At 56.8% G+C, this 26958-nt stretch carries 18 protein-coding genes; 11 read left to right on the forward strand and 7 right to left on the reverse strand.

What is annotated here, in order from left to right:
- Positions 1-122 precede the first annotated feature (122 nt).
- The 5 genes from Mal65_RS26425 to Mal65_RS10175 all read left to right on the forward strand — a co-directional run bounded on the left by Mal65_RS26425 (position 123) and on the right by Mal65_RS10175 (position 8847).
- The gene (locus tag Mal65_RS26425) at positions 123-299 is read left to right on the forward strand and encodes a DUF6800 family protein (RefSeq protein WP_165701184.1); all 177 of its coding nucleotides are present in this window, start codon (positions 123-125) and stop codon (positions 297-299) included.
- A 181-nt stretch (positions 300-480) separates the two neighbouring features.
- Entirely contained in the window at positions 481-1275 is a 795-nt protein-coding gene (locus Mal65_RS10160) for an ABC transporter ATP-binding protein (RefSeq protein ID WP_145296793.1), read from the forward strand.
- Between the two features lie 297 nt (positions 1276-1572).
- Positions 1573-4491, forward strand: coding sequence for a Gldg family protein (locus tag Mal65_RS10165; RefSeq protein ID WP_145296796.1), 2919 nt, complete (start codon positions 1573-1575; stop codon positions 4489-4491).
- 39 nt (positions 4492-4530) lie between these two features.
- Positions 4531-6621, forward strand: coding sequence for a DUF4340 domain-containing protein (locus Mal65_RS10170; RefSeq protein ID WP_145296799.1), 2091 nt, complete (start codon positions 4531-4533; stop codon positions 6619-6621).
- 408 nt (positions 6622-7029) lie between these two features.
- Entirely contained in the window at positions 7030-8847 is a 1818-nt protein-coding gene (locus Mal65_RS10175; RefSeq protein WP_145296801.1) for a PAS domain-containing sensor histidine kinase, read from the forward strand.
- A gap of 239 nt (positions 8848-9086) precedes the next feature.
- Here the strand turns inward: Mal65_RS10175 and Mal65_RS10180 are convergent, their stop codons facing one another.
- From Mal65_RS10180 to trmB, 3 genes are all read right to left on the reverse strand, one after another.
- Entirely contained in the window at positions 9087-10490 is a 1404-nt protein-coding gene (locus Mal65_RS10180; RefSeq protein ID WP_145296804.1) for a DUF1501 domain-containing protein, read from the reverse strand.
- Positions 10491-10609: 119 nt separating this feature from the next.
- Positions 10610-12931 carry a PSD1 and planctomycete cytochrome C domain-containing protein gene (locus Mal65_RS10185; RefSeq protein ID WP_165701185.1) on the reverse strand — a complete coding sequence of 774 codons (2322 nt, stop codon included), beginning with the start codon at positions 12929-12931 and terminating at the stop codon, positions 10610-10612.
- A 223-nt stretch (positions 12932-13154) separates the two neighbouring features.
- Positions 13155-13874 carry a tRNA (guanine(46)-N(7))-methyltransferase TrmB gene (gene trmB / locus Mal65_RS10190; RefSeq protein WP_145296809.1) on the reverse strand — a complete coding sequence of 240 codons (720 nt, stop codon included), beginning with the start codon at positions 13872-13874 and terminating at the stop codon, positions 13155-13157.
- A 266-nt stretch (positions 13875-14140) separates the two neighbouring features.
- Here trmB and hemE point away from each other — a divergent pair, with 266 nt between their 5' ends.
- Genes hemE through Mal65_RS10205 form a run of 3 tightly spaced genes read left to right on the forward strand, consistent with a single transcriptional unit; the run spans position 14141 to position 18620 of the window.
- The gene (gene hemE / locus Mal65_RS10195; RefSeq protein WP_145296812.1) at positions 14141-16087 is read left to right on the forward strand and encodes a uroporphyrinogen decarboxylase; all 1947 of its coding nucleotides are present in this window, start codon (positions 14141-14143) and stop codon (positions 16085-16087) included.
- Complete coding sequence (locus Mal65_RS10200; protein ID WP_145296815.1) at positions 16084-17190, forward strand: hypothetical protein; 1107 nt, start codon at positions 16084-16086, stop codon at positions 17188-17190. The genes hemE and Mal65_RS10200 overlap by 4 nt, the downstream gene beginning before the upstream one ends.
- 23 nt (positions 17191-17213) lie before the next feature.
- Positions 17214-18620, forward strand: a complete 1407-nt coding sequence (locus tag Mal65_RS10205) for a sulfatase-like hydrolase/transferase (RefSeq protein ID WP_145296818.1) — start codon at positions 17214-17216, stop codon at positions 18618-18620.
- An 81-nt stretch (positions 18621-18701) separates the two neighbouring features.
- Here the strand turns inward: Mal65_RS10205 and cydB are convergent, their stop codons facing one another.
- Together cydB and Mal65_RS10215 are read right to left on the reverse strand one after the other, a co-directional pair.
- Complete coding sequence (gene cydB / locus Mal65_RS10210; RefSeq protein WP_196784740.1) at positions 18702-19748, reverse strand: cytochrome d ubiquinol oxidase subunit II; 1047 nt, start codon at positions 19746-19748, stop codon at positions 18702-18704.
- A complete protein-coding gene (locus Mal65_RS10215; protein ID WP_231131337.1) occupies positions 19745-21307 on the reverse strand; it encodes a cytochrome ubiquinol oxidase subunit I in 1563 nt (520 codons plus the stop codon). Before Mal65_RS10215 ends, cydB begins: the two co-directional genes overlap by 4 nt.
- Positions 21308-22076: 769 nt before the next feature.
- On the opposite strand from Mal65_RS10215, the gene Mal65_RS10220 reads away from it, so the two are divergent.
- Positions 22077-22313, forward strand: a complete 237-nt coding sequence (locus tag Mal65_RS10220) for an ECF-type sigma factor (RefSeq protein WP_145296821.1) — start codon at positions 22077-22079, stop codon at positions 22311-22313.
- A gap of 136 nt (positions 22314-22449) precedes the next feature.
- On the opposite strand, the gene Mal65_RS10225 is transcribed toward Mal65_RS10220, so the two are convergent.
- Positions 22450-23742, reverse strand: coding sequence for an IS4 family transposase (locus Mal65_RS10225; RefSeq protein WP_145296824.1), 1293 nt, complete (start codon positions 23740-23742; stop codon positions 22450-22452).
- Between the two features lie 849 nt (positions 23743-24591).
- Here Mal65_RS10225 and Mal65_RS10230 point away from each other — a divergent pair.
- Positions 24592-24750 carry a tyrosine-type recombinase/integrase gene (locus Mal65_RS10230; RefSeq protein ID WP_145296827.1) on the forward strand — a complete coding sequence of 53 codons (159 nt, stop codon included), beginning with the start codon at positions 24592-24594 and terminating at the stop codon, positions 24748-24750.
- 209 nt (positions 24751-24959) lie between these two features.
- On the opposite strand, the gene Mal65_RS10235 is transcribed toward Mal65_RS10230, so the two are convergent.
- Entirely contained in the window at positions 24960-25892 is a 933-nt protein-coding gene (locus Mal65_RS10235; RefSeq protein WP_145296830.1) for a hypothetical protein, read from the reverse strand.
- A 218-nt stretch (positions 25893-26110) separates the two neighbouring features.
- Between Mal65_RS10235 and Mal65_RS10240 the strand changes: the two genes are divergently transcribed.
- Positions 26111-26932, forward strand: coding sequence for an IS5 family transposase (locus Mal65_RS10240; protein WP_145296833.1), 822 nt, complete (start codon positions 26111-26113; stop codon positions 26930-26932).
- Positions 26933-26958 lie beyond the last annotated feature (26 nt).

The raw sequence follows: 26958 nt of genomic DNA on the forward strand, positions 1-26958 counted from the left end.
CGCGCAGGTTTTAATCAGCCGGTCGCAAGCGGTCTTCGGCGGCAGACAACGTCACCGTGATTCGTCTATCCTGTTTGCCCTTCCACCCTTTTTGAAATCTCGAAACGTTAAACGGAGCCCCCATGGCTGGAATCGAACGCGTCCGCGAAATCAAACGTCTGCGCACCCGTCGCAAGAAGACCAAGTACCTGGTCAATCGTGCCAAAAACGGTTCGATGGAAAAGGCCGAAGCGATCCGCAAGTTGCGTGCGTTGACCCCGGGCGCCGAGGACATCATCAAGCGTGAAGGCCTGGCCTGAACCTGACGAGTTTTCGTTCGGTTTGCCCCGGTCTGGCCGCTTCGGCATCGGATCGAACGTCCGGCGCGGCCGATTCTTTCTTCATTTTTTTGGCGAACCGTGTGCCGGCATGTGGCGTAGCGGAGCCAAAAATCTGTGATGGTATGTCCTCATTCATGCCCCACCTGCAAGAAGTTAGCTGATGACAGAAACGCCTGCTGAACAGGCTTCTAGCGAGCCCACCACCGCGGCCAAACGGCCGATGATCGAAGCGATCGGACTTTCCAAGTTCTATGGTCCGTTCGCCGCCAGCCGTGACATCACCTTTTCGGTCGGCGAAGGCGAATTGGTCGCTTTCCTTGGTCCCAATGGTGCCGGCAAAAGCACCACGATGAAGATGTTGACCGGTTACATCGCGCCCAGCGAAGGTGTCGCGAAGATCGCCGGGCACAACATGATGGAAGACCGGATCGCCGGCAGCCGTCGTTTGGGGTACCTGCCCGAAAGCGGCCCCCTGTATTACGAAATGACCCCGATGGCGATGCTCAGTTTCTTCGCCGACGCTCGTGGGCTTTCATCGGCGATCAAGAAAGACCGGATCGACAAAGTGGTCGACATTTGTGACTTGTCGACCGTCATGTACAAACCGATCAGCAAGTTGTCCAAAGGTTTCAAGCAGCGTGTCGGCATGAGCCAAGCACTGTTGCACGAACCCGACGTGTTGATCCTGGACGAACCGACCGCCGGTTTGGATCCCAACCAGATTCGCGGCGTTCGAAAGACGATGCGACGGCTGAGTGAAACCAAGACGATTTTGCTGTCGACACACATTCTGCAGGAAGTCGAAGCGATGGCTGATCGTGTCGTGCTGATCAACGAAGGCCGAATGCGTTACGACGGCAGCGTCGAAGGTTTGCGTCAGCGCGGCGACGGTGACCTGGACGATGCGTTCCATTCGCTGACCCTTGGCGAAGCGATGGAACCGTCGGAAACTTGATCGGTCCCCGCCGCCCGGCCGGCATCATCCGGCTCCGGTGCGTCGGTTGGTTTGGGTCCTCTGGACGATCAACCGGCCACTTCCGCGGCGGATGCTTCGGCGGCCGACGTTCGCGGCCGACAGAATTTTGGTTCGGCCGAAATGCCGGACTGGAAAACATGGGGCGACCCGTCACTGGCATCCTCCGGTTCTTCTGACCGGTTTTGATGCGGCGACTGGACCACCCCTTTTGCAATGCGTACCCACCCAATTCCGTGACGAAAGATCGACTTTCGTCTGACCCACTGAATCACCACCATGGCACTCGACAACGTTACATCCGCCTTGGTCAGCTTGCTGATCATGGACCTCGTGTTTTTGTTGGTCTTGGTTGCCGTCGTCGCATTATTGGCGGGCACCAAAAAGGCCGCGTTTGCGGTGATGAAACGAAACTTCGTCGGATACTTCAGCAATCCGACCGGTTACGTTTTCCTCTGCATCTTCGTCTTCCTGACGTCGGTCGCCGCGTTTTGGCCCTACGAGTTTTTCAACAGCAATCTGGCCACCTTGGATCAGCTGAATTACTGGTACCCGTTGATCATGTTGGTCTTCATCCCGGCGATCACGATGTCGATCTGGGCGGAAGAAAAGCGTCAGGGGACTGATGAATTGTTGCTGACACTGCCAGCCGACGACTTCGACATCGTGATCGGTAAATACATGTCGGCGGCCGCGATTTTCACCGCGTCGTTGCTGTTCAGCCAACTCAGCACCTTCACCACGCTGGCCATCTTGACCCAGGGCGGTCTGGATACCGGGCTGATCTTCACGACGTACTTGGGCTATTGGTTCGTCGGACTGACGATGATCGCCATCGGCATGATCGCGTCGTTCCTGACGGGCAATTTGACGGTCGGGTTTATCCTGGGGGCTCTGTTCAATGCCCCGCTGGCATTCGCGTCGCTGGCCGATTCGATCAGCCCCAACCGAGCGATCGCCCAGTGGATCGCCGGCAGCGGAATCGCCCGGCCGTTTGATGATTTCGGTCGCGGCGTGATCAGCAGTTCGTCGGTGATCTACTTCATCCTGGTCGCTGCGGTCGCCCTGTACGTTTGCATGATTTTGATCGGCCGCCGTCACTGGACCGGTGGCAAGGACGGCAGCGGGATGGTGTGGCACTACCTGGCCCGGACGCTTGCCCTGGTCGTCTTCACCGTCGGTGCCGTTTTGGCGTTCCGCAACCAAGACGTCGTTCGGCATGACGCGACCGAAGGCAAAGTCAGTTCGCTGGCCGGTGCCACCAAAGATCTGATTCAGAACTTGGATGCCGATCGCCCGATCGTCGTTGATGCTTTCATCAGCAGTGACGTTCCGGAACTGTACGCCAAGACGCGGTACGAATTGATCAACCTGTTGAAGGAGTTCCGCAGCGAAGCCAGCAAACGCGGCCGCACGATCGAAGTCAACTTATACGACGGCATCGAATTGTTCAGCGAGGAAGCCGCGTTGGCCGCCGAGCGATTCGGTATCGAACCGGTCGAACGAATGGTCCGCGAAAAGGGGGCGTTCCAACAGAAACAATTCATTCTGGGTGCGGCGTTCAAATCGGGCTTACAGAAAGTGACCGTGCCGATCTTTGAATACGGCATTCCCACCGAATACGAACTGGTCCGCAGTATCAACACCGTCGCCAGTGGTGCAAAGAAGCGTTTGGGATTGGTCACCACCGATGCCAGGTTGATGGGCGGCGTCGTCACCGCGGGCATGCAAATGCAGCGTGTGGAAAAGCACCCCTTGGTCGACGAATTGTCCAAACAGTACGAAGTCGAAGAAGTCGATATGAATTCGCCGGTCACTCCCGGCATGTTCGACGTGTTGGTGGCGGTTCAGCCGTCGTCGTTGTCGCCGCCGCAATTCGAACGCTTCGTCGATGCGGTCAAAGCGGGCGTGCCCACGGCGATCTTCGAAGACCCGTTGCCGGTCGGTCGCAGCTACATCACCCCCACCGGTCGCCCCAAACAGGGCGGCGGCGGTATGGCCGCGATGTTCGGTGGCGGACAACAGGAACCCAAGGGCGATATTCGCCAGCTGTGGGACGTGTTGGAATTGGACGTTCCCGGCCAACCCAACATGAACCAACTGTATGATTCCAAGTTGGCGTGGCAGGCCCACAACCCGTACCCGAATTTGGCCGAATCTGCCAACGAATTGTGGGTCTTCATCGACGAAAACCAGCAGGGTCTTCGCGAAGGCGACGCGATGAACGATGAAAGTCGCATCACGTCGGGCTTGTCTCAAGTCTTGGCGATCATGCCCGGTGTCGTCGACGGGAAAAGCGAATCAAGCCTGAATCACATTCCGTTGATGTCGACGGGCGAAAACAGTGGTTCGTTGTCGTACACCGAAGTCGAACAGGCGTTGAACACTCGCCAGCCGATTTCGCAACTGATCAATTCCGTCCAGCCCGGCCGTCACATCGCGATCGCGATCGAAGGCAAGGGCGGCGACGAAGGTGATGATGCCGACGATCAGGGCGATGCCGAATCCACCGATGATGATCAGGCGGATGCAAAAGATCATCCAATTCGTGCCGTCTATGTCGCCGACACGGATTTGATGCTGCCCGATTTCTTGTTGATCCGGGCCGATCCGAACGCCGCCCAAGATGTTCGGTTCCAATTCCAAAACGTGACATTCATCCTGAACGCGATCGACTGGTTGGCAGACCAAACTCAGTTCATCGACGTTCGAAATCACGAACCGATTTTTGCCAGCCTAAAAATGATCGACTCGGTCAAAGACCAGGCGATGGGCGACGTGCGTTTGCGATCCAAAGAATTCCAAAACGACTACGACGCCGCGGTCCGCGAGGCAGAAGAAAAGATGCAAAGCGAGATCCAGTCGCTGCAGAAAGAAATTGAAAAGCTGACCAAGCAAAGCCAGGACGGAAAGATTCCGACGTCCGTCTTGCGTGAAAAGCAAACGACGTTCGCGATGATGCAGGAAGCACAGCAACGTGCGTTGGCGGTCAAAACCCAAAAGTTCGAACGTCAACGGGACAAGAAGGTCCAGGAAATCGAACGCTTGGCTGACCAGAAGGTCACCGAGATCCAGAACAAGGTGAAAACCGCTGCGGTCGTTTTGCCGTGTATCCCACCGTTGGTCATCGGCGTCATCGTCTTTGCGTCACGTCGATTGCGTGAACGCGAAACCATCACCAAGGCACGATTGAAATAGCGTCTTCGGACCCTCGAATCCAAAAGCACAGTTTTTGATATGAACGAAAACACCAAAACCGGAATTTTTTGGGGGGCCGCCGCTGTCATGATGGGCATCGGCGCGATGCTCGCTTGGCCCACCAAGACAACCAACGAATTGGATTCCGTCATCGGGCAACCGTTGTTCGGCGAATTCAAAGACCCCTTGGCCGCACAGAGTTTGCGCATTGTTACTTACGATGCGGAACAGGCCAAACTGAAACCATTCGAAGTCCGCAAGGATGGGGAAACCGGACTGTGGACGATCCCGTCACGCAGCGGCTATCCCGCCGACGCGGTCGATCAAATGACCGATGCGGCCAACGCACTGGTCGACCTAAAGATCTTGGACATCCAAACCGAGAACGCCGAAGACCATGACGACCTGGGTGTTTTGGAGCCCAAGTTGGAAGACTTGGAAGGCGGCGAAGACGGTGTCGGACGCTTGGTGACGTTCAAGGATTCGTCACAAAAGACCTTGGCATCGCTGATCGTCGGTTTCCCCGTCAAAGACGAAGAGGGCAAGATCTATGTCCGCAAGCCCGGTGAAGATCCGGTCTACGTCGTCAAACTGGACGATTCGCCGTTGACGACGAAGTTCCAAGATTGGATCGAAGAAGACCTGCTTCAGCTTTCCAGCATCGAAATCAAGCAGGTCCAAATCAAAGACTACACCGCTTCGCTGAACGCGACCATCAACGGGTTGACCGTCCAGTGGGACCGGAATTTCGAAGCCACCGCGTCTGTCGATGGCAGCGATTGGTCGATCGATCAGTTGCTGGTGTACGATGCGAACAATCCGCAAGCCGAACCCACGCCGGCGGAGATTCCCGACGACGCTTCGGCCAACAAAGAAACCTTGGACGAGATGAAGAACGCGTTGGATGATCTGCGGATCGTCGACGTCGTTCGTAAACCCGAAGGAATGTCGGCAAGCTTGAAGGCGGACGAATCGCTGGTCAGCAACAACGAAGCACGGCAATCATTGCTGGATCGCGGGTTCTTCCCCGTCGGCGATGAAATCATCAGTGCTTACGGCGAAACCACCGTCACGCTGGACGATGGCGTGCAATACGTCCTGCGGTTCGGCGACGTGACGGGGATGACCGAAGAACAAGAAGATGCATCGGAGGATGACGAAGAAGGATCCGACGAAGAAGCGTCCGGTACCGGTGTGAACCGCTATCTGTTGGTGACCACTCGTGTCAAAGACGATTTCTTTCCGGCCCCCGAACTGGATGAAGTCCCCAAGGATCTGGATGACTTGGACGCGTTGATGAAACAACGTTTGGAAGCGTCGATGCCGGCCGAGCCGACCGCATCCGAGCAACCAGACGACGAAGCAACGCCGGAACAGGCGGAAACGGCCGAGGCGGAATCTTCGCCAAGCGACGAATCGGAGTCGATGGAAGCCGAGGATGAATCGGCCGACAATGAAGACGCTGATGAACCGTCGGCCGACGAAGATTCGGCAGAATCGACGCCGTCTGAGGAAGCATCGACCGAGGAAGCATCCGACGAAGCGTCGGATGCAGGTGGCGACGATGCACAGGCCGACGCACCCGAACAGCAAACGGTCGAAGGCGAAGCCGAAGGCCAGGGCAGCGGCGGCGGTATGCAGGCCGACGATGAATCCACCGCCGATGACGCCCCCGAAGAAGAGGCTTCGGAAGAAAATACCGAGGGCGATCAAGAGACCGCTTCGCAAGAAGACGCCGCTTCGGACGAGGCTTCGGATGACACTTCCGAAGCAGCACCGGAGACCTCGGACGAAGGCGATGACCAGATCTCCTATGAGGACATGACCGAGGAGGAGAAGCTGGAGTTGCTGGAAGCCGAGCAGGAGAAGATCACCAAGGCGAACCAACGCAAGTTGGATGAACGCAAGGAAAAAGTGGATGCCGCGGCACGCCGCGTTCGCGAGCTGAACGAAAGGTTTGCGGATTGGTATTACGTGATTCCTGAATCCACGTACCGTGAATTGCGAATCAGCCGCGATGATCTGTTCGCAACGGAAACGGACGATGCGGATGCCCCGGGGCTACCGGGCGGGATGCAATTGCCAAGTGGTCCCAGCTTTGGCATGCCGCCCACGCCCCAGACGCCCTGATCGAATACTCCGAACGTCGCTCGGGCGATTCAAATTTTCGCTGATGGCCTCCCAATTTCGGGAGGTCATTTTTTTTGGGCTCTCACGCGGTTCACGACACCTGACGAATGTGCGTTGATTGGGTTTCAGGGGCTTTCTCGGTCCCTCAGGCAGGGCGTGGCACCCTGGCACATGTGCTGGTGAATACCCACCCACTGCTCAGAATTTTACCGAGGTTGCCAACCACTCGTTCGGGTCGTACCGAATCTCCGGTCGTCCTTTGTTGCGCTATCGCGAACCGTCCGCCCATCTGTACAGGTTTGGTGCGGTGACGGGACAAATGAGTGCTAGCGTTGAATCAGATGCGGGACGATCGGTCCTCGCACTGGTCTGTGGTGGGGTTAACGAAGCTAGCCTGGAATACGAAACATGAACGCGTCAGGCTGGGGGCAGTTGTGGGGTGGATCAATAAGCGGCAGCCATGTGATTGCTTGGGCGTTGGGGGCAGTGGTTGCCGTCGGCCTGGATCGTGCTGTCCGCCATCTTCACCGATCACGCCAACACAAAACCGATCGCAAGGCGATCGATTCGCCGGTCAATCCCAGCACTCAGCAGTTGCTGGATACGATCGTCAACAGCATCCCGAGTTCTGTGTTCTGGAAAGATCGTGATTCGGTCTATCTCGGGTGCAATCAAGCGTTCGCCAATGCCGCAGGCTTGGCTGATCCCGCCCAGATCGTGGGACTGACCGATTTTGATCTGCCCTGGTCCAAAGAAGAAGCCGAGTTCTATCGACAATGTGACCGCGATGTCATGGAGCGTCGTCAAGTCATCTTGAATCTGGAAGAACCGCAAACGCGTCCCGGCGGACAAGTCGAAATTCTGTTGACCAGCAAAACGCCGCTGACAAGCGAAGACGACGACGTCATCGGCATCGTAGGCATCTTCAGTGACATCACTGAAATGCGTCAGGCCCAGGCACAGCGAGACCGACTGCTGGTCGAAGCAGCCGAGTTGGCTCAGGTGATTCGCGATTCACCCGACGAAGTGTTCATCTTTTCTCGCGATGACTTGCGATTCGTCGACGTCAATCAAGGTGCCTGTGACGCAACCGGCTACAGCGTGGATGAATTGCGTCAAATGACGCCGATGGATTTGCGTCCTGACTTTGGCGAACAGGAATATCGATCACTGATCGAACCTTTGGCGACCGGCCAAGTGTCGCATTTGGAAATCCAAGCGACACATCAAGATCGTGATGGCAACACCAGCCCAGTCAAAGTCAACCTTCACGCGACGGATTATCGTGGCCAAGCGGTGTACGTTGCCTTCGTCAGCGATTTGACCGAAGTCAAACGGTTGGAACAGCGATTGGTCCAAGCACAAAAACTGGAATCCATTGGCCAGCTATCCACCGGAATCGCACACGAAATCAATACGCCGATGCAGTTCTTGCATAACAACGTTTCGTACTTGAACCTTTGTTGTTCGCGGCTGTTCAGCGTGGTGGATGGGCTTCGTGACATTGCGCTGCAAGCGGATTCGCTTGATTTGGCGGCACGAGAGCAATTGGTCGGCGACCTGGAATACAAGTTCAACCTGGATCACACACGCAGACAGATTCCCCAGGCGATCAGCGATAGCGAAGATGGCATCGATCGGACGGTCCAGATTTTGGAGGCGATGAAACAGTTTTCGCACCCTGGTGTCCGCGAACTTTCCAATTTTGACTTGAACGAGTTGGTACAGAGCACCCTGACCATTTCACGACATCGATGGAAGGATTCCGCAGCGGTGGAGGTCGATCTGGCCGAACCGCTGCCCGTGGTTCAGGGGTATCCCGCCGACCTCGGTCAAGTGATTTTGAACTTGTTGGTGAATTCCGTTGACGCGATTGAAGATCGTTTCGGCGACTCTGGCAAAGGGTTGATCCGGATCTGCTCTTGTGAAGACAACGGCGGTGTTGTCTTGACAGTCCAAGACGATGGCGGCGGGATCGATGAAGCGATCCTACACCGTGTCTTTGACCCGTTTTTCACGACCAAGGAAGTCGGCCAAGGCACCGGGCAAGGTCTTTCGATCTGTCATGACGTCGTCACGAAAATGCACGGCGGTCGATTGGAGGTGGACACGGTGCCGGGCGATGGCACAACGTTCAAAATGTGGTTGCCGGCAGAGGCACCAGCGGTGGAACCCGAGCTTGAACCCAGCGTGACTGACCAGCAATTAGCAATGCTGGGTTTTTGACGCCGCATCGACAATCGCTGCTGCCGCAACTTCGCTCGGTGCGGCCCACATCGTCGCCTTTCGCTCCTGCGCAAGTAGCGTCCGTGAATGAAGCCCCATCACCGATCCGGCATCGGACCGCCAATCGCTGCCGCCGCAACTTCGCTCGGTGCGGTCCACATTGTCGCCTTTCGCTCCGCGAAAGTAGCGCAAACAAACCAGCCACACCAGCAACGAACGTTGGCACGTGCCAAACCGCGTCACGCCAGCAGGTCGCCAATCACGTTGCCCTCCACATCGGTCAGCCGAAAATCCCGCCCCTGGTGTTTGAACACCAAACGTTCATGGTCGATCCCTAATTGATACAGCATGGTCGCGTGCAGATCATGGATGCTGACCGGATCTTCCACCACGTTGACGCTGTAGTCGTCGGTCCGGCCGTATTGTGTTCCGCCCGCGACACCGCCGCCGGCCATCCACATCGTGAAGCAACTGGGGTGATGGTCGCGTCCGTAATTCTGTGGCTTCAGTTCGCCTTGGGAATAGATGGTGCGTCCAAATTCGCCGCCCCAAACCACCAACGTGTCGTCCAGCATTCCAAGTTGCTTCAGGTCTTTCAGCAGCGCCGCGGTTGGTTGGTCGGTATCTTTGCACTGCTTGGCGATCTGTGCCGGCAAGTTGTTGTGTTGATCCCAACCCTGGTGGAAAAGCTGAATAAAACGGACACCTCGCTGTGCCAGCCGACGCGCGATCAAGCAGTTAAACGCAAAGCGTCCGGGTTTCGTCGAATCTGGGCCATAGCTTTCCAGCGTCGCAGCAGTTTCATCGGAAAGGTCCAACAATCCGGGCACCGAAGATTGCATCCGATAAGCCAATTCGTACTGACCGATCCTGGCCAAGATGTCCGCGTCGCCACGATCCTGGTAACGAAGCTCGTTCAATTGGTTCAGCCGCTGAAGCATTTCATGGCGGTCCCGTCGCGAAACGCCTGGAGGATCTTGGATGTCCAAGACCGGGTCGCCCTGATTGCGAAACTTCACGCCCTGGTGTTTGGTCGGTAAAAATCCGCTGCCCCACAGACGATCGTACAGCGGCTGGCCAGAACGACCGGTCCCGCGGCTGCTCATCGCAACAAACGTCGGAAGGTCTTCGTTTTCGCTGCCCAAGCCATAACTAAGCCATGCGCCGATACTGGGCCGACCGGGAATCTGCGATCCGGTCTGCTGGAACGTGATCGCGGGATCATGGTTGATCGCCTCGGTATGCATGCTGCGGATCATGCACAGGTCGTCGGCCATCGATGCGGTATGCGGCAACAGGTTGCTGATCCAAGCCCCGCATTGGCCGTGTTGTCGAAACTTGAAATGGGTGGGGGCGACCGGAAAACTGCTTTGAGCGCTGCTCATGGTCGTTTTGCGGTCATCGGGATAGACGCTGCGGGGCACGTCCTGACCGCGTCGGTCCGCTAGCGCCGGCTTGTGATCGAATAGGTCCATTTGTGCCGGGCCGCCGGACTGGAAAAGAAAGATGACCCGTTTCGCCTTCGGTCGGTGATGCGGAATCGTCGGCAATCCGCTGGATCCCAGCAAATCACGGCTCAGCAAACTGGATAGCCCCAGTGTGCCCAGAAACAGGCTGCGTCGGCTCAGTGGCGTTGGTTGCATGGCGTATCAGAGACGAAAGATGCTGAGAACGAACAAATACACGCGTCATAAACTTCGCTCGGTCATCCACAGACCCCACAAAGTATCTCAGGTGCAAAAAGGTGTCGCTTGACCGGGCGTCATGGTTTGGTGACCGCTTCATCCAAGTTCAAAATCGTTGATGCGACCATGGTCATGGCGGCATGCTCCGGTGCCGACGCGACAGCGGGGCCGACGGCTTCGCCGGTGTCCAACAATTGCTTCGCCGCCGGCTTGTCCCGAGAATACACGTCCAGGAAATGGTCGTGGACTTCTTTCAAGACTTCGCTTTCGGCATCCACCGGCGGCCGGCCACACACCAGACGAAAACCGTGGTCGATCGGCGTATTTGATTCGGTCATCATCCGACGCGCCAGCCATTTCGCCGCTTCAACGAACGTCTTGTTGTTCATCAACGTCAACGCTTGCAGCGGTGTGTTGGTCGACTGGGTCTGCACGGCACAGACTTCACGATCGGCCGCATTGAAACCGACCATCGTGGGTGGCGGAATCGTTCGCCGCCAATAGGTATACAGGCTGCGTCGGAACAGGGCGCCGCCATTGTCTTGCTGGTATTTATTGTTGGACATGGCCGACCAAATTTTGGGCGGCATGTAAGGTTTGACCGATGGGCCGCCGACCTGCCGAACCAGCAAACCGCTGCTTGCCAAAGCTGCGTCACGAATCTGAAACGCAGTCAAGCGAACCCGCGGAAACCGGCTGTACCATCGATTGTCGGGGTCGTCCTTCGCTGACTGCTGGGTCAGACGACTGGATTGTTGGTACGTCTGACTATCCAAGATCAAACGTTGGATCGCTTGGATATCCCATCCCGATTCGATCAGCTGATTGGCCAGATAATCCAACAGTTCCGGATGACTGGGCGGAGTGCCTTGCACGCCAAAATTGTCAGGGGTTGGGACCAGACCGCGTCCGAAGAAATGCTGCCAGATTCGATTGACCGCCACACGCGCGGTCAATGGATGGTCGTCACGGAACAGCCAATGGGCCAATTCCAATCGATCCGATGGCGGCGATTCATCGGAAGGTGCCATTGTCGCAAACGCCGCCGGGACATCCGCACGGACCGGACGATCCTCGTCCGGTTGGTCGTAGCGTCCGCGTGCAAGCACGAACGTGCGCCGCGGTTGGTCCAATTCGTGCATCACCATCACGGTTTGCGACGAACCGGGTTGGGGACGCCGCAGTGCATTGCCCGCCGCTTCACGTGATCGTCGCAACGTCACCGGTTCGGGCGTGACGAACCGATCCTCATCGTCCGACAACAAAGGCCAGCTTTCTGGGACCGGAATAAACGGCGGACTGTTTCCGTTGTTCGGGCCGACGCCGGTTTCCGCGACGTTGTTGAAATAAGCAAACAGTTGGTAGTAGTCTTGCTGGGATATCGGATCGTATTTGTGGTCATGGCAGCGTGCACAGCCAACCGTTAGACCCAAAAACACGGTGCCGAAGGTGTCGACACGATCGGCCACATACTCGGTCCGCCACTCTTCCGGGATCGATCCGTCTTCGGAATTGATTCGGTGGTTTCGATTGAATCCGGTGGCGATTTGTTGTCGCAGCGTCGCCGCCGGCAACATGTCGCCGGCAAGTTGTTCGATGACAAACTGGTCATAGGGCATGTGGCGGTTAAACGCGTCGATGACCCAGTCACGCCAAACGTGTTGGTACCGATAGCGATCGTTTTGGTACCCATCGGTGTCGGCGTAGCGAGCGGCTTCCAGCCAAGCCACGGCCATGTGTTCGCCATAAGCGGGCGTTCGCATCAATCGTTCCGTCAGACGTTCGACGGCCCGTTCGGGCACGTCGTTGCAGAACCGATTGATCTGTTCGGGGGTCGGTGGCAGGCCGGTCAAGTCCAAGGTGATTCGCCGGCACAGCGCGATCGCGTCGGCGGGCGCCGAAGGTTGGATCCCTTGTCGCCGAAGTTCACGCAAGACAAATCGATCCACCGGAGAAGTCGACCAGTTGTCATCTGGTACCTGCGGAGGATTCACGTCGGCGATGGGACGAAACGACCAATGCCCGTCATACGGGGCGCCTTGTTCGATCCATCGCCGAAGCGTTTCGATTTGCTTCGTTGATAGCGGTTTCTTGACGGTTGGTGGCGGCATCACCATGTCGGGGGCATGCTCGATCACCCGCAACCACAACTCGCTGGCATTGGGGTCACCCGGCGCCACGACTGACATGGCCGATTCGGACTGGTCCAACCTCAGACCGGCTTCGCGTGTTTGTTCGTCGGGACCATGACAGGCGAAGCAGTGATCCGACAGAATGGGCCGTACATCACGGCTGAAGCTGATCTCTTCGGCCACGCCGAACGCCACAACGTGCGTCGTCGCGGCGATCAACCATGCGATGCGTGCAACCAGCGGTGATAGGCGAAGGGCGGCGATCATGACGGGGCGGGGCAGGCGGGCATTGCGATAGGTGGGGGCGGGCGAATTGCCGCAGAACCACCTTAACACAACGAGATCGTGGTTTCGCCTAAAACCGCGCCACCGGACCGTATTCAAACTTCACCGTTTCGCCGCTTTGAATCGGATTCCCACGGCATCCCATCGCGTACGTCGGCACCGATGTGCCGGTCGATGGCGGCCGAATTCGCCGGGTTCCGATCGATCATTCGCCCTGATCGATCGGTTTTTCGTACCGCACGCGATAAACGGGAATGGCGTTCTCGCGGCTGCGTTTTTCAAAGTGGGTGTGATAGTCCAACGCGTGCGTCGATTCTGCTTGCTGTTCCGGGATCGGGACGCCGAATCGGGGGACTTCCGCGGCGATCATTTCGATGGTGATTTCGAAATAGTCCAAGACATCGGTCCAGAAATGAAAGCGACCACCGGGACGAAGAGAGCGATAAAAATTTTGCACGCTGTTTTCGTTGACCACGCGGCGACGGCGGTGACGCTTCTTCCACCAGGGATCCGGAAAATAGACGTGTACTGCGGCCAATGAATTGTCGGGGATCTGCTTTTCAAACAGCGGTTCGGCGTTCCCCGAGACCATCAGCGCGTTGCCCGGCGGCGGTGTTTGACCCGTCAAATCGGTTTCCACCGGATTGCGATCGGGATCGGCGTACCCGTGCGCCGTGGCGATGCGTCCGGCCGCGTGTCGGGCGTAGCGGTCGGCAATCTCGATGCCCAAGAAATGATGGTCCGGCTGTCGCGTCGATGCGGAAGCCAAAAACAGGCCTTTTCCCGATCCGATTTCGATTTCCAGCGGACGCTGATTGCCGAACAACGATTCGCTGGTCAGCGTCGCGGGCAGTTGTTCGGTCGTGCGGAACCAGGGACCCCAATCGACGTGGTGGCCGGGAAGACGAATGGTGCTGCGGGGCATGGGCGCGAGGGGATCGGCGACGTGTCAAAACGGGATGAATCGGACCGGCATGACGGATCGCCCCATCGTTGCGACTGGATGGATCACGTCGGGCGTGGCGAATGTGCGTCGTCGGCGACCGATGAAGTTGGTCGAACCGTGCCGGATCGCTGGTCCGACCAATCGTAGCCCACGATGAATTCTCTACAATCACCGCGGTAAAATCATTCGGTCCTTCGATTCCACCTTTCGCAGGGCCGTTTTTCATTAAGTGAAAACGAGATCGTATGAAACAAGCCGACTTTGCCGGATTGCGTGTGGCGGCGTTGGAAAGCCGACGCGCCGACGATATGCAGCGGCTGATCGAACGACAGGGCGGCCAAGCTTTTGTCAGTCCATCGATGCGCGAGGTTCCGATCGAACCGAACCGCCAGGCGATCGATTTTGCCTATCGCGTGATCACGGGCGAAATTAACGTGGTGATTTTGATGACCGGCGTCGGGTTTCGATACCTGTTGCGGGCGATCGAACGTCACGTCGACCGGCAACGATTTTTGGACGCCTTGTCCGACGTCACCACCATCTGTCGCGGCCCCAAGCCCGTTGCCGCCATGCGCGAAGTCGGAATCCAGCCGACCCATCGTGTCGGTGAACCCAACACGTGGCGCGAACTGTTACAGCTGATCGACCAACAGGTGCCGGTCGCCAACAGCACGGTTGGTTTACAAGAATACGGAGTGACCAATTCGTCGCTGGTGGCGGGCTTGGAAGCACGCGGGGCGACGGTCGCAAACGTCAAGGTTTATGGTTGGGAGTTCCCGGTGGACACCGGACCGCTGGAACAGAACGTTCGTGCGATCGCCGAAGGCCAGCGTGACGTGTTGTTGCTGACCAGCGCGCACCAAGTCGTCAACATGTTGCGAATGGCCCAACAATTGAACTTGGTACGCTCGCTGCGCGATGGGCTTTCACGTACCGTGGTCGCGTCCATCGGTCCGACGACCAGTCAAATGTTGGAGGAATGCGAACTATCGGTCGACTTGGAACCGTCGCATCCAAAGATGGGGCATTTGGTGATGGAATCCAGTGCCGCGGCGACTCGGCTGGTGAAACAAAAACGAAGTTCCCCGGACAGCCAACGCATCACCATGGTCGACACCCCCGACGTGCCCCATCCCGGCCAAGATCATCCGTCCATCAACAGCCTGTTCATGCGGGCTTGCCGTTGTGAACCGACCGAACGCACGCCGATCTGGATGATGCGACAAGCCGGGCGATACATGAGCGAGTATCGCGAGGTGCGTGCCAAGCAATCCTTCTTGGAACTGTGCAAAAATCCCAAGCTGTGCAGCGAAGTGATGTGCACGGCGGTGGAACGATTGGGCGTCGATGCGGCGATCATCTTTTCCGACTTGCTGCCGATTTTGGAACCGCTGGGTTTCGATCTGGAGTTCGTCAAAGGCGATGGCCCGGTGATTCATAATCCGGTCCGCAGCACCGAAGATGTTCTGCGGGTCCGACCATTGGATGATCCCGATCGTTTGGATTTCGTCTACGAAACGGTCCGTCAGACTCGTGCCGACATGAACGATGATATTCCCGTGATCGGGTTTTCCGGTTCGCCGTTCACCCTGGCCAGCTATGCGATCGAAGGCGGCGGAAGCCGGCAATACACTCACACCAAACGGATGATGTTTGCCGATCTGGACGCTTGGAACCGGCTGATGGAAATTCTGTCCGATGCCATCGTCATTTATCTGAATCGACAAATCGATGCGGGGGCGCAGTGCGTGCAGTTGTTCGATAGTTGGGTCGGCTGCCTTTCGCCGTCGCACTATCGCCAGTTTGTTTTGCCGTGGATGCAGCGCATCTTGGGCGGCATCACCCCCGGCGTTCCGGTCATCAATTTTGGAACCGGAAATCCCGAATTGTTGCCCTTGATGCGTTTGGATCGTCGCACCGTGGTCGGCATCGATTGGCGGATTGATTTACCCGAAGGCTGGCGTCGCGCCGGACACGACGGCGCCGTGCAAGGCAACTTGGAACCCGCCGTCCTGTTGACCGATCCCGACACCATTCACCAAGCCGCCGATGAACTTTTGCAGTCCGTCGACCAACGCCCAGGGCACATTTTCAATTTGGGACACGGCATTCTGAAGGAAACGCCGGTCGACAATGCGATCGCCCTGGTCCAGGCGGTGAAAGAACTAAGCGTCAGGTCGGGTGAGCGGTGACCGGTAACAGTGACCTTCGGATTTGTCCGCTGTGCAGTCTGTTCTGCGATCAGGCAGACAACGAATCCAAAACCGGCAACGCTGCCATCTGGGATTGCTGGCTGGCCAAAGAGGGGCTGCGACAATGGAGCCACCAAGTCGCCAGGTTCGCCCAGTCCGGTGCCGACTTGGCGGCTGATTTTGCGCAAGTTCGAAAGGCCCGTCCCATCAGTGTCGAAGCCATCGCCGTGGACCAGGCGACCGCTCAAGCGTTGATCCACCGCGGGCAAAACGGTCAGATTCAATTGTCCACAGTGCGAGGGGCGACCTACGCCGCAATCTCCGATGCAACGGTGCGCGACGGTGTGATCCGAGCCACCCTGGGCGACGTGGCGGCCCATGCGGATGTCATCTGGGCGTTGGGTGATTTGGATTCAATCTATCCACGCTGGCGTGTTCGCTGCGGGATCAGCGTGCAAGACTCCCAATCGGATGACGAGAAAACCTTGTTACCGTCCGATGGTCCGGTCGACGCATCCACCATGGCCGACGTCGCCCGACGGGTGCGTGAAATCCGCCGAGGCGAACGTGACGGACAAACGGATACGGTTCACTGTGGCGATTGGATCCGAACGATCGCCGGTTCACAGTACTTGGCGGTGTGCGTCGCGCCCGATGCGTTTGCGACCACCGATGCCGATCTGACCGCGGTGATGCTGTTGCGGTTGATCCGTTTTCTGAATGAATCAACGCGTGCGGTGCTGGTCACCTTGGATGCCGCGGCGACATTGGATTGGATGTCGTTGACGATGACCAATCGAGCCACGCGGACCTCCGACCATGATGGCGATGCGGTCGACATCCGGTTGGTCGGTCATTCGGTTCGGACCGATTGGCAGCGACCCGCGAAACTGCAGATCGGCGGGATCGATCCAGGGCCCACGTTGGCGAAACAGTTTCAACCGGCATCCTTGGGCGGACTGCACGGGGACGCGACCGTGATCCGCGGGGATTCATCGGTCGCTTTGGGGCTGACTGGACGGTCCGGCGATGGCTTGGAATCATCGAATCCATCGCCGCCGACCATCTTAGACATTTTGGATATTCACTTGTCCGCATCCTGAAATGCGGACGCCAGGGAGTTCTGATGATGCGACGACTGGTTTGGGTGGTGTTGTGTGTGGCAATGTCGGGATCGTTGCGGGGCGAACGACCCAACTTTGTCATCTTGATCGCCGACGATTTGGGCTACGGCGAAACGGGGATGATGGGCCGCGACGACGTCCCCACGCCGGCGATCGACGCCTTGGCCGCCGACGGCGTTCGCTGTACTTCGGCTTATGTGACGTCGTCGTATTGCGCGCCGTCGCGTGCCGGATTCATGACCGGACGATACCAATCGCGTTTCGGTGCGGACGATAACCCGACCGGCAAACGCAACTTGTCGGCCGACGCGGGCATTCCCGAATCCGAAACGACGTTTGTCAAACGTTTGGATGATGCCGGCTATCGCACGGCGTTGGTGGGCAAGTGGCACTGCGGGACCGCACCCCAGCGGATTCCAACGCGACGTGGATTCGACCAGTTCTTTGGCTTTTTGCACGAAGGCCATTACTACGTTCCCGGTCCACCGTACAACGATGTCTTGACGATGATTCGTGACAAGTCGTTGCAACAGGGGACCCGCACCCGTACCGGCGATTTAATTCGCGGTAACTATGCACCGATCAACGAGCCACTCTATGACGCGGACAACCCGCTGTTGATCAGTGATGAAAGCGGAAAGCTGAATCCTGTCGACGTCGATGTCTATCTGACCGATGCGATCACCCAACAGGCGACCAAGTTCATCGCCCAACCGTCGCAGGACCCGTTCTGTTTGGTCGTCGCTTACAACGCGGTCCACAGCCCCATGCAGGCGTTACTGGAAGACTTGAGTCATCTAAGTCGGATCGAGGACGTGCAACGCCGAATCTTTGCGGGCATGTTGATCGCCTTGGATCGCAGCGTCGGTCAAATCCGTCAATCCTTGCGTGACGCCGGCGTGGACGAACAGACCATGATCGTCTTCCTCAGTGACAACGGCGGGCCGACAAAGGAACTGACCAGCAGCAACGGCCCGCTTCGCGACGGCAAAGGGTCCGTCTATGAAGGCGGATTGAGAGTACCGATGGTGTGGACGTATCCCGGGACCTTTCCGGCCGGGCGCGTCGAATCGAGAGCCGTGGTTAGCTTGGATGTCGCGGCAACGGCGCTAGATTTGGCCGGTTTGGAAGTGCCCGCGGACATGGATGGACGCAGTCTGGCCCAGTGGTTCAACGATCCGCTAGCCAAAACACCGCACCACGAATTGTTCTGGCGGATGCCACGCGGGAAAGCCGCCTTTCGCAAAGGTGATTGGAAAATCGTTCGGCCCAAAGCCGGTGAACCGTTCGAGCTGTACCACTTGCGGGCCGATGTGTCAGAAGCCAAAAACTTGGCCGGTCAGTATCCCGACGTGATGAAAGACTTGGTCAACGGCTGGCTGGCCACCGATTCGATGATGCCCGAATAGCCATTCATCGATGGCTGGTCGGCCACATGGCGATCAGCGCGCCAAAGAGACAGGATCAATGATGCAGCGAGAGACGCAGGGTTAGTAGCTGTGTGATTCCAGCCGGGTTTTGCCGCGGAACGTCCAGTAAATGATCGTTGTATAGATCAAGACAAACGGCAGCCCGATTCCCACAACGATCAGTCCGATCGTCAATGTCCGTGTGCTGCTGGCGGCATCGACGATCCGCAAATCCATGGCGGGGTCGGTCGCGTTGATCAGGTTGGGAAACAGCGCGGCGGCCAACAGAATCACCATCGATGCGATCGAACCAGAGTTGCACAGGAAAGCCGCAAACGCGATACGTCGCCACACCATCCAACCGGTCAAGGTGATCATCACGACGTTGAAAATCGGAATCAGCCACAGCGCGGGAACGTCGGCAAAGTTCTCGGTTGCGCGCGGGACCGTCGCCAATGTCCAAACCGTCACCACGGCGTAGATGATCGCAAACAGCACCCAACTGACTTTCGCGGTATTCGCGATTCGCTGTTGATAGTCGCCGGTCAGCTTCATGTACAAAAAGATGGCACCATGAAGAGTGAACAGCAACACGATTAACAAACCGCAGGCCAATGGATACGGTGACAATTGGTCCATCAGCGAACCGGTGTAATCACCTCGCTCGTTCAGTTGCAACCCGCTGACGACATTGCCGCCGGCAACACCGAACAAAAACGCGGCCAAAAAACTGCCGATGCCGAATCCGATGTCCCACATCCGACGCCCCAGTTTGCTATGCATCTTGCCGCGAAATTCCATGCTGACGGCACGAAAGATCAGGGCGAACAGCAACAGAATGAACGCCGTGTAAAACGCGGGGAACGCTGTCGCATAGGCGTACGGAAACATGGCAAACAATGCACCGCCAAAAGTGACCAACCAAACCTCGTTGCCATCCCACAAGGGACCGATGGAATTGACCGACAACCGACGCTCGGTTTCATCTTTCGGAACAAACAGGTGCAGAACACCGACCCCAAGATCGAAACCGTCCAAAATCAAATAGCCTGTCAGCAAGCATCCGATCAAGGTGAACCAGACAAATGGCAGACTTTCGGCACTAAGCCATGACATCATCGCAATCATGCGCCGGATCCTCCGTTCGGTTCGATCATGTGTTTCGAATGAGAAACGCGTGACGAGCTGATATTCAATAAGTCTTCGACGCTGGCCGATGACGTGTCGGCATCTTCGCTGATGTCCGGCCCCTTCTGAATCTTTTGGTGCAACACTGTGATCCAGACGATGAACAGCAAACCGTAGATCAGACCGAATCCGATCAGGCTGCCCAGCACTTGTTCGCCGCTGATCGCTTTGCTGACCGCGTCGGTCGTTCGCAAGCCTTGCGTCTCGTCATATTGAACCACGCCCGTTTCATCGACGACCACATCGCCGACCCCGGGCTCGCCGCCGGTCCATTCCAGCGGCGGATGAACGATCCAAGGCTGTCGCCCGACTTCACACGCGACCCAGCCGCCGTGGTTGGCGATCAGCGACAGAAACACCGTGATGACGAACAGAAACAACAACGGACGGTGGGTGTACAGTTTGTTACGCAACCGAAAGACCACTGCGACGATGGACAGCACGATTAAATAGGTGCCGATCCCCACCATCACCCGGTATGTGACAAACGGAATCCAAATCGGCGGCCGGTCCTCGGGGGCGAAACGGTCAAGCCCGATGATTTCGGCATTCAAGTCTTCTTTCAACAAAAAGCTGTACGCGCGTGGGATCGAAAGGTCATAGCGGACCGTTTCGTTTTTTACATCAGGGATACCGAACACCGTCAAGTGCCCGGGGCCGGTTTCAAAGTGGCCTTCATAAGCCGCCATCTTGGCCGGTTGATATGCGTAGGTGATCTTGGCCTGCAAATGACCCGTCGCCGCGGCGGTGAACGCACCGATCGTCATGACAATCAGACCGCCGTTCAGACTGCGGCGTGCAAATTCAATGTGTCGATTCTTCAACAGGTACCAAGCACCGACACTGGCAACCAGCGATCCGCCGACGATGAAGGCACCGGTCAACGTGTGCGTCAGACGGATGACGGTCGTCGGGTTGAAAACCATCGCCCAAAAGTCGGTGATTTCCGCACGCATCATCAATTCGCCGTCGACGACCCAGGGTTCGCCGCGACGGTAAACCGGGACGATATGGTGACCGGCGGGCGTTTGTTGCCAACTGTTTGCGGCGACAATCCAGACGGCGCTAAAGATGCTGCCCAGCGAAACCATCATCGTGCTGAACAGGTGCATTTTGGGACCGACTCGGTCCCAACCGAACACCAAGACGGCCAGGAATCCGCTTTCCAGAAAAAACGCAAAGATGCCCTCGGCGGCCAGCGCACTGCCGAAAACATCGCCGACAAACTCGCTGTACACCGACCAATTGGTGCCAAATTCGAACTCCATCACGATGCCCGTCGAAACGCCCATCGCGAAGTTCAACGCATAGATCTTTGTCCAGAACTTTTGTGCATCACGGAACAAACGATCGCCCGTCATCACATAGCGAAGTCCCAGATAAACCAGCACCACCCCCAAGCCGATCGTCAGCGGCGGGAACAAGTAATGGAACATGATCGTCAGCGCGAATTGCAATCGCGACAACAAGACGGTGTCCAAGGCGGCAAACAATTCCATCGCTAGTCCGGCTGTGGCCAATGGGGCGAGTGATTCCAGAATGGTGACTTTGCGATCACCCAGAATCCAGACGGGGATCCGATGCGCGTCTGGATGTGATGGACCGACACGCCCTCGGCATCATGTGCAAAGTGGATACCGACGCTGACGTGACCGACGCATTCTGTGACAGAACCGAAATCGATTCAAAGGGCAAAACCGACAGGCTGTCGCATTGCGTCAATATGCCGCGAGTCGACGAAGACCCTCACCAGTTTTCCAACAGCGCACTACCTATTCTGGGCGGTCCATGAAAACCCGGCTCCGTGTCGACCTTGGCGGATCGGTGGTTTCGGACGGGCGTCAACGGTCTCACCAGACGAGCATCGACGAAGGATTTGTGCTTGGTTGGCTCGCCAAGGCGATTGGTTTGCGGCAACCATTCAAACCCCTCGGTTCGCTCTTCTTGCAAATTCCTTGTCGCTACGCCAGACGTCCGCTGGTGTAGCTCGATCGCAAGGGGCGAAAAATTCCGCCGCCGTTTGGACGCTCCAAGATTGGAGGATTGATCGAAAACAGGGCATCGGGGATGGTTTTGGAACCCCCCGTCGATGCTTGCTTGATACGATGTAGGCTGCGTCGATTCGTCGCGGACGGAGTTCGTGAACGAAAAATTGCACGGCTCATGACAGAAAGGCACGAGCCGCAGCGACGTTTCGGCTACTTCCATGATCTCGGCAACCCCGGCTCGGCTGGCCGCCCCTCGTGAACCCTTGGCGCTTGATTGAACATGAACCCGAAGTACGAAGACACGGTCAATGTCACACAAATACTTTCGGATATTGAGTCGGGAGATCCACATGCCGCTTCGGATCTGCTTCCCTTGATCTATGGCGAATTGCGTCAGCTGGCGGCGGCACGAATGATCAATGAGCGGGCGGACCACACGCTGCAGGCAACTGCACTGGTCCATGACCGAGACCAAAGGGGTCAGGCGCAATACTGTTCGGCTCACCTTATGCACTGATGCGGTTTGGGCGGCTTTTGCGTGGGAGGCAGTGCGACGCCGCAAATGCGACGAAGGGTTTGGCAACGCGAACACGAGTCGACCGCGCAGCAGGGAACCGCCCAAGTGGCTTCACTTCGGTCGGTGCGCATTGCTCCTACAGAGCCTTCGGTTTCAATTTTTTGATATGAGCTTCTAGTTCCTCCAAGCTCGCCCAGCCGAGTAAATAAAAGCAGATCATCTCGTAGGTCCGTTTGTTCGGTTGACCCCCGGTGTAGATCAGGATCAGCAGGCAAGCGATGATGGCTAAGTACATTTGAATCTCGACGCCTGCCGGCTTGGTGCTCAGTAGATGCCGACAGCCCAGAAGCTGTTTGATCATTCGGAAGAACAGTTCGATGAGCCAGCGAAGCCGGTAGGCTTCGGCAATCAGTTCCGCCGGAACGTCCATTAAGTTCGTGACCAATCGCAGTCGACCATCGCAGTGAGAGCCTTTGCTGCCAGTGCGGACATGCGGCGGGACTTCGATTTCGATGTAACGAACCGGATGATCGCTTGCGACCGTTTTGCGGTTGCTGGTGTGAGCTCCCAAAACGACTTCTCGGTCGATGCGGACACCGGCGTCGCGATCTGCTGCGGTTAGGTCTCGCTCACAAAGGATCTTCGGCGTGCTGTTGTCGCGGGCTCGGCAAATGTAGCTGCTTCGGGCGGCGTTGATTTGGTTGAACAATTCAAACTTGGCATACCCACGATCAATCACATAGCAGCGATCTGGTTGCAAGACGGAAGCCAGGACTGCCTTTTCGTCATCTTTCCCCTTGGGCTTGGCTGGCGTGGCATCGATTCGCTCGGGGATTCCGCGAAGGATCTCGAAATGAGTGTGCATGCGGTATCCATCAACCGACCTACCTTTAGTCGTTCCGCCTGCCTTATCAGGCAGCCAAGCCAAAGATGCCACACGCACGGCCGTCTTGAAGACGCTGCCATCGACGGCGGTGAGTTGATGTCCGATCACATCAAACTTCGATGGGTCGGCCGAGGGCACTTCGGTAGCAAGCTCCGCGGCGATCTTCTTGAGCGGCTCGGGGTCAAAGATGCTCACCGACTCGGAGAGCGATCCCAGCGAAGCTCGCCCGACGCCGAACTTCTTCTGGACATCTTTGAGTGTGCTGGCTTGCTGTAGTCCACGAAGCGATGTCAGGATCGGATTGAACATCCACATAAGAACTAGCACGCCGTACTGGTCCATGTGCAAATCACGATTGCAGGATTTGTCGCGTGCAGTACCGATCTCGTGCAGGGAATCCAACAGTGGCCGGATCTTCTTGAAGAACTTCAGGCCCTGCAGTTCCGCGGCGCGAATATCAGGCGAGTCTTCCGAGGCCGCATCCCTGTCGCTGCCGAGGCTCTCGGTCGTTGGGCTTCGTTGTTTAGGGGGTCGGTTCGGCACTGACTCATCCGCTGCGTGTCAAACTGGCGGAACATCCGCCAAATTTGAATGCTTGCGCAATCGCCGTGCCAAAAGTCGTTAAAATTCAATGTGCAACTTTCGTGCCGAACAGTATTGGGTCAGGCGTCTTTGATGGGTTGTTCAGCCGGAGCATGAGAGTGCAACGATTCTTGATGAAGCTGATACAAAGCGGCGTTGTCGGTGGGCGGCCAAGACGCACGCTTCGCGTTCGGGACGATAACAGGCACACGCCACGAAGAGACTTGGTAGGGCGTATCAAACGCAACTCAGTTCCGGCGGGGGCGTCGTGATTTAGGGTTCGGCAGTTGTTGCCAGTGCTTCGTCGCTGCGTTCCGCGATCCGGCTTACGTTGGGACTCGGTATGGAGAGCAATACCGGTGGTGCTTCGTCCCGTGGCTGAATGCTCCAGCATCCGGGCACCGCCCCTTCCTTTGGTCCCGCGCATCACGCCCTGTCTTCACCACAACACGCCTCAATGAGCGAGCAGTCGACTTTGTTGCCTTCCATGTCCAAGACGTCCCTCTGGGCCTGTCACAGCAGACGTCACCGAAACAAAGAGGCCTGACCCCTTTGTGGATTCGACCCCTTTGTGGATTTAGCTGAATGCACCAGCAATTAGGCTCCGCCTCCTCCCGATGGTCCCACACATCACGCCCAGTCTCCACAACAACACGCCTCAATGAGCGAGTGTTCGACTGTGATGTCCTCCATGTTCAAGACGTCCCTCTGGGCCTGTCGACCGCGGGCATCACCGCGAAAAAAAACGCCTGACCCCTTTGTTTTGCTCTTTGTTTTGCTCGCCTGACCCCTTTGTTTTGCTCGGGAGCGATGGTTTCGGAAGAGGGGGCGGAAGGAGAGGAGATCACGCGGTGCGTGTACTCAACGCACAGCCTGCGAGCGACAACCGCTACACTGCTTCTGGATGCGGGCGCGGATATTTGTAAGGTCCAGGAGCTTCTGGGGCACCGGCACGTGACGACGACCTAAATCTACGACAAGCGGCGGCGTGCCGCGTCAGACTCGGCCAGTCATGACGTGCCGGTCTAGACAGTCTATTGTGCTAAATGGGCAGCGAGGCATTTTTGTAGAAACGGCAGGCGGGGAGTGCGTTTGGTGAAGGCGGAAACGCCCACAAGAATATGCTTCAATACGCGAGGCACCTGTCAGTCTCCGTTTCTTTTTCGCAGCCTCGTGCGTCAATCCTGCTCGACGATGGCATTCTGCCACCAGAGCTCAAGCTCCGCAGAGGCCTCGAACATACGTTCTCGCCTTGCGGTTGGAAGACTGCTGATCCACGCAACTGCTTCGTCCCCATTCTGAAACACGCCTTTCAATTCCATAAACTTCAAGTATGACTTCGGTCCTATCACGGTGAGTAGTTTCAAAAAAACGTTTTCTCGCCCCTGCAAAAACTCCCGCTCTTTTGCAGCAAAATCCGCAGGGCGTTCTCGACGTACTTTTGAAAACAACAGCCTTAACTTCCGATCCAGCGCTGATAACTCCGCGAGCGTTTTCTTTTTTTCGGAATCGATTCCGATTTGCTCTCGAACGAACTCGATTTCCAGTGAGGCGATGCCTAGATAGCTAACAACCTCCTTCAGCACCAATTCTCGCTCTGCGGGTTTCAGGTTCTGCTCGAACCAATCGAGAATTTGATCATCGGCATCGCTGATGCTTTCTTCAGTTGTTGCACGAATCTCGCTCTTCAATCCCTCTTCATCTTCAATCCCCAAGGAAAGTATTTGGCCATCATCGATTACACGCTGCATCAGCTCACCATGGCGAGCTGAAAGCTTTTTGAGCTCTGTCTGCTGCTCGGCACTCAGGGACAGCCCTGGAACGACACCCTCCAGCGAAGCAAGAACTCGAACAATGGATGGCCGACTCGCGAATTCATGCGATAGCTCATCCCAAGGCCGTTGTTGCACTGAGTCTCGTGACCTCGGCTCCAGTACATTGGAAGGCTGATTTGCCGACAGGCACGACATTCCAGCTAAGAAGAAAGATGCAAAAAAAGAGATGCGAAACATGTTCATTTCCAAAATCCCAAAGAAACGTAAATGACGGAGCAAATCTTCCCAAGGACAATGCCAGTGCAACGATTTGCAACTCGGCGTTGTCTTAAGCATGCATAAATCTCTCAGCAAGTGCGACCGAGATCAATCTATACTTGGTCGAGCCAGGGGTTCAATAGACTTACGGAGGAGGAAGCGGGGTCGGAACTTTGTACAATGGAGTGAATGTCCGATGTATACTAGGCACTGTTTAACAAACTGATCTGGCGAAATTTGAACGCATCGGACAGCCTCCCGGAGTACCTACCAAAGTGCTCCAAGGAGGAAGCCCAATGCCCCGACATCGTCTCACGGATCGAGAGTTCAATGCAATCCGTCACTTGCTGCCAAAACAGCGAACGGGCAAAAAAGGTCGGCCTTGGGTCGATCACCGTTCGGTGATCGACGGCATCTTTTGGATTCTAGAAACCGGCAGTCCGTGGAGGGATCTGCCCGAGGTGTTTGGAAAGTGGCAAACCGTTTACGCGAGATTTCGACGCTGGAACCTGGAGGGCCTTTGGGACCGGGTCTACAACGCAATACTAAGGCGACTGGACAAACTCGACAAAATTGATCGAACGCTCTGGTGTGTCGATGGAAGCGTCATCCGTGCGCATCGGTGTTCCGCGGGAATGATTCCACAAAGCGAGGAGAACGACGAACTGGTCGCTTTGGGACGTTCTCGCGGAGGCTACTCGACCAAAATCCACATCCTCTGTGACGGCCAAGGAACGCTGCTGGGAATCACCGCGACCGGTGGGCAACGTCATGAATCCACCGAACTGGAGAATCTAATCGACCACTGCGAACTGAGCCTGCATCGCTATGATTCTCGCCCCGACGCGATCGCTGGCGACAAAGGATATAGCAGCCACGCGATTCGAGATCTTCTTCGTGAGTTGGGGATCGAACCGGTGATCGGATCAAAGTCCAACGAATCGCGTGAAGAGGAATTTGATCGCGAAGCCTATCGTCGTCGCAACATCGTTGAACGCTTGATTGGATGGTTAAAAGAATCACGACGGGTTGCAACGCGATACGATAAGCTTGCTTGCTCGTACCTTGCATTCGTGCAACTCGCCGCCCTGCGACGAGCCTTAAAACTGATTTGTTAAACAGTGCCTAGCCAACTGCTTCGGCC

The sequence above is a fragment of the Crateriforma conspicua genome, assembly GCF_007752935.1.
GTDB lineage: Bacteria > Planctomycetota > Planctomycetia > Pirellulales > Pirellulaceae > Crateriforma > Crateriforma conspicua.

Bases quoted from the DNA above. Each gene is read 5' to 3' on its own strand.
- Mal65_RS10235 (WP_145296830.1), bottom strand. From the start codon at position 25,892: ATGCTTAAGACAACGCCGAGTTGCAAATCGTTGCACTGGCATTGTCCT.
- Mal65_RS10170 (WP_145296799.1), top strand. From the start codon at position 4,531: ATGAACGAAAACACCAAAACCGGAATTTTTTGGGGGGCCGCCGCTGTC.
- Mal65_RS26425 (WP_165701184.1), top strand. From the start codon at position 123: ATGGCTGGAATCGAACGCGTCCGCGAAATCAAACGTCTGCGCACCCGT.
- Mal65_RS10205 (WP_145296818.1), top strand. From the start codon at position 17,214: ATGATGCGACGACTGGTTTGGGTGGTGTTGTGTGTGGCAATGTCGGGA.
- trmB (WP_145296809.1), bottom strand. From the start codon at position 13,874: ATGCCCCGCAGCACCATTCGTCTTCCCGGCCACCACGTCGATTGGGGT.
- Mal65_RS10215 (WP_231131337.1), bottom strand. From the start codon at position 21,307: ATGGAATTGTTTGCCGCCTTGGACACCGTCTTGTTGTCGCGATTGCAA.
- Mal65_RS10185 (WP_165701185.1), bottom strand. From the start codon at position 12,931: ATGATCGCCGCCCTTCGCCTATCACCGCTGGTTGCACGCATCGCATGG.
- Mal65_RS10220 (WP_145296821.1), top strand. From the start codon at position 22,077: ATGAACCCGAAGTACGAAGACACGGTCAATGTCACACAAATACTTTCG.
- Mal65_RS10240 (WP_145296833.1), top strand. From the start codon at position 26,111: ATGCCCCGACATCGTCTCACGGATCGAGAGTTCAATGCAATCCGTCAC.
- Mal65_RS10160 (WP_145296793.1), top strand. From the start codon at position 481: ATGACAGAAACGCCTGCTGAACAGGCTTCTAGCGAGCCCACCACCGCG.
- cydB (WP_196784740.1), bottom strand. From the start codon at position 19,748: ATGATTGCGATGATGTCATGGCTTAGTGCCGAAAGTCTGCCATTTGTC.
- Mal65_RS10165 (WP_145296796.1), top strand. From the start codon at position 1,573: ATGGCACTCGACAACGTTACATCCGCCTTGGTCAGCTTGCTGATCATG.
- Mal65_RS10175 (WP_145296801.1), top strand. From the start codon at position 7,030: ATGAACGCGTCAGGCTGGGGGCAGTTGTGGGGTGGATCAATAAGCGGC.
- hemE (WP_145296812.1), top strand. From the start codon at position 14,141: ATGAAACAAGCCGACTTTGCCGGATTGCGTGTGGCGGCGTTGGAAAGC.
- Mal65_RS10180 (WP_145296804.1), bottom strand. From the start codon at position 10,490: ATGCAACCAACGCCACTGAGCCGACGCAGCCTGTTTCTGGGCACACTG.
- Mal65_RS10230 (WP_145296827.1), top strand. From the start codon at position 24,592: ATGGTTTCGGAAGAGGGGGCGGAAGGAGAGGAGATCACGCGGTGCGTG.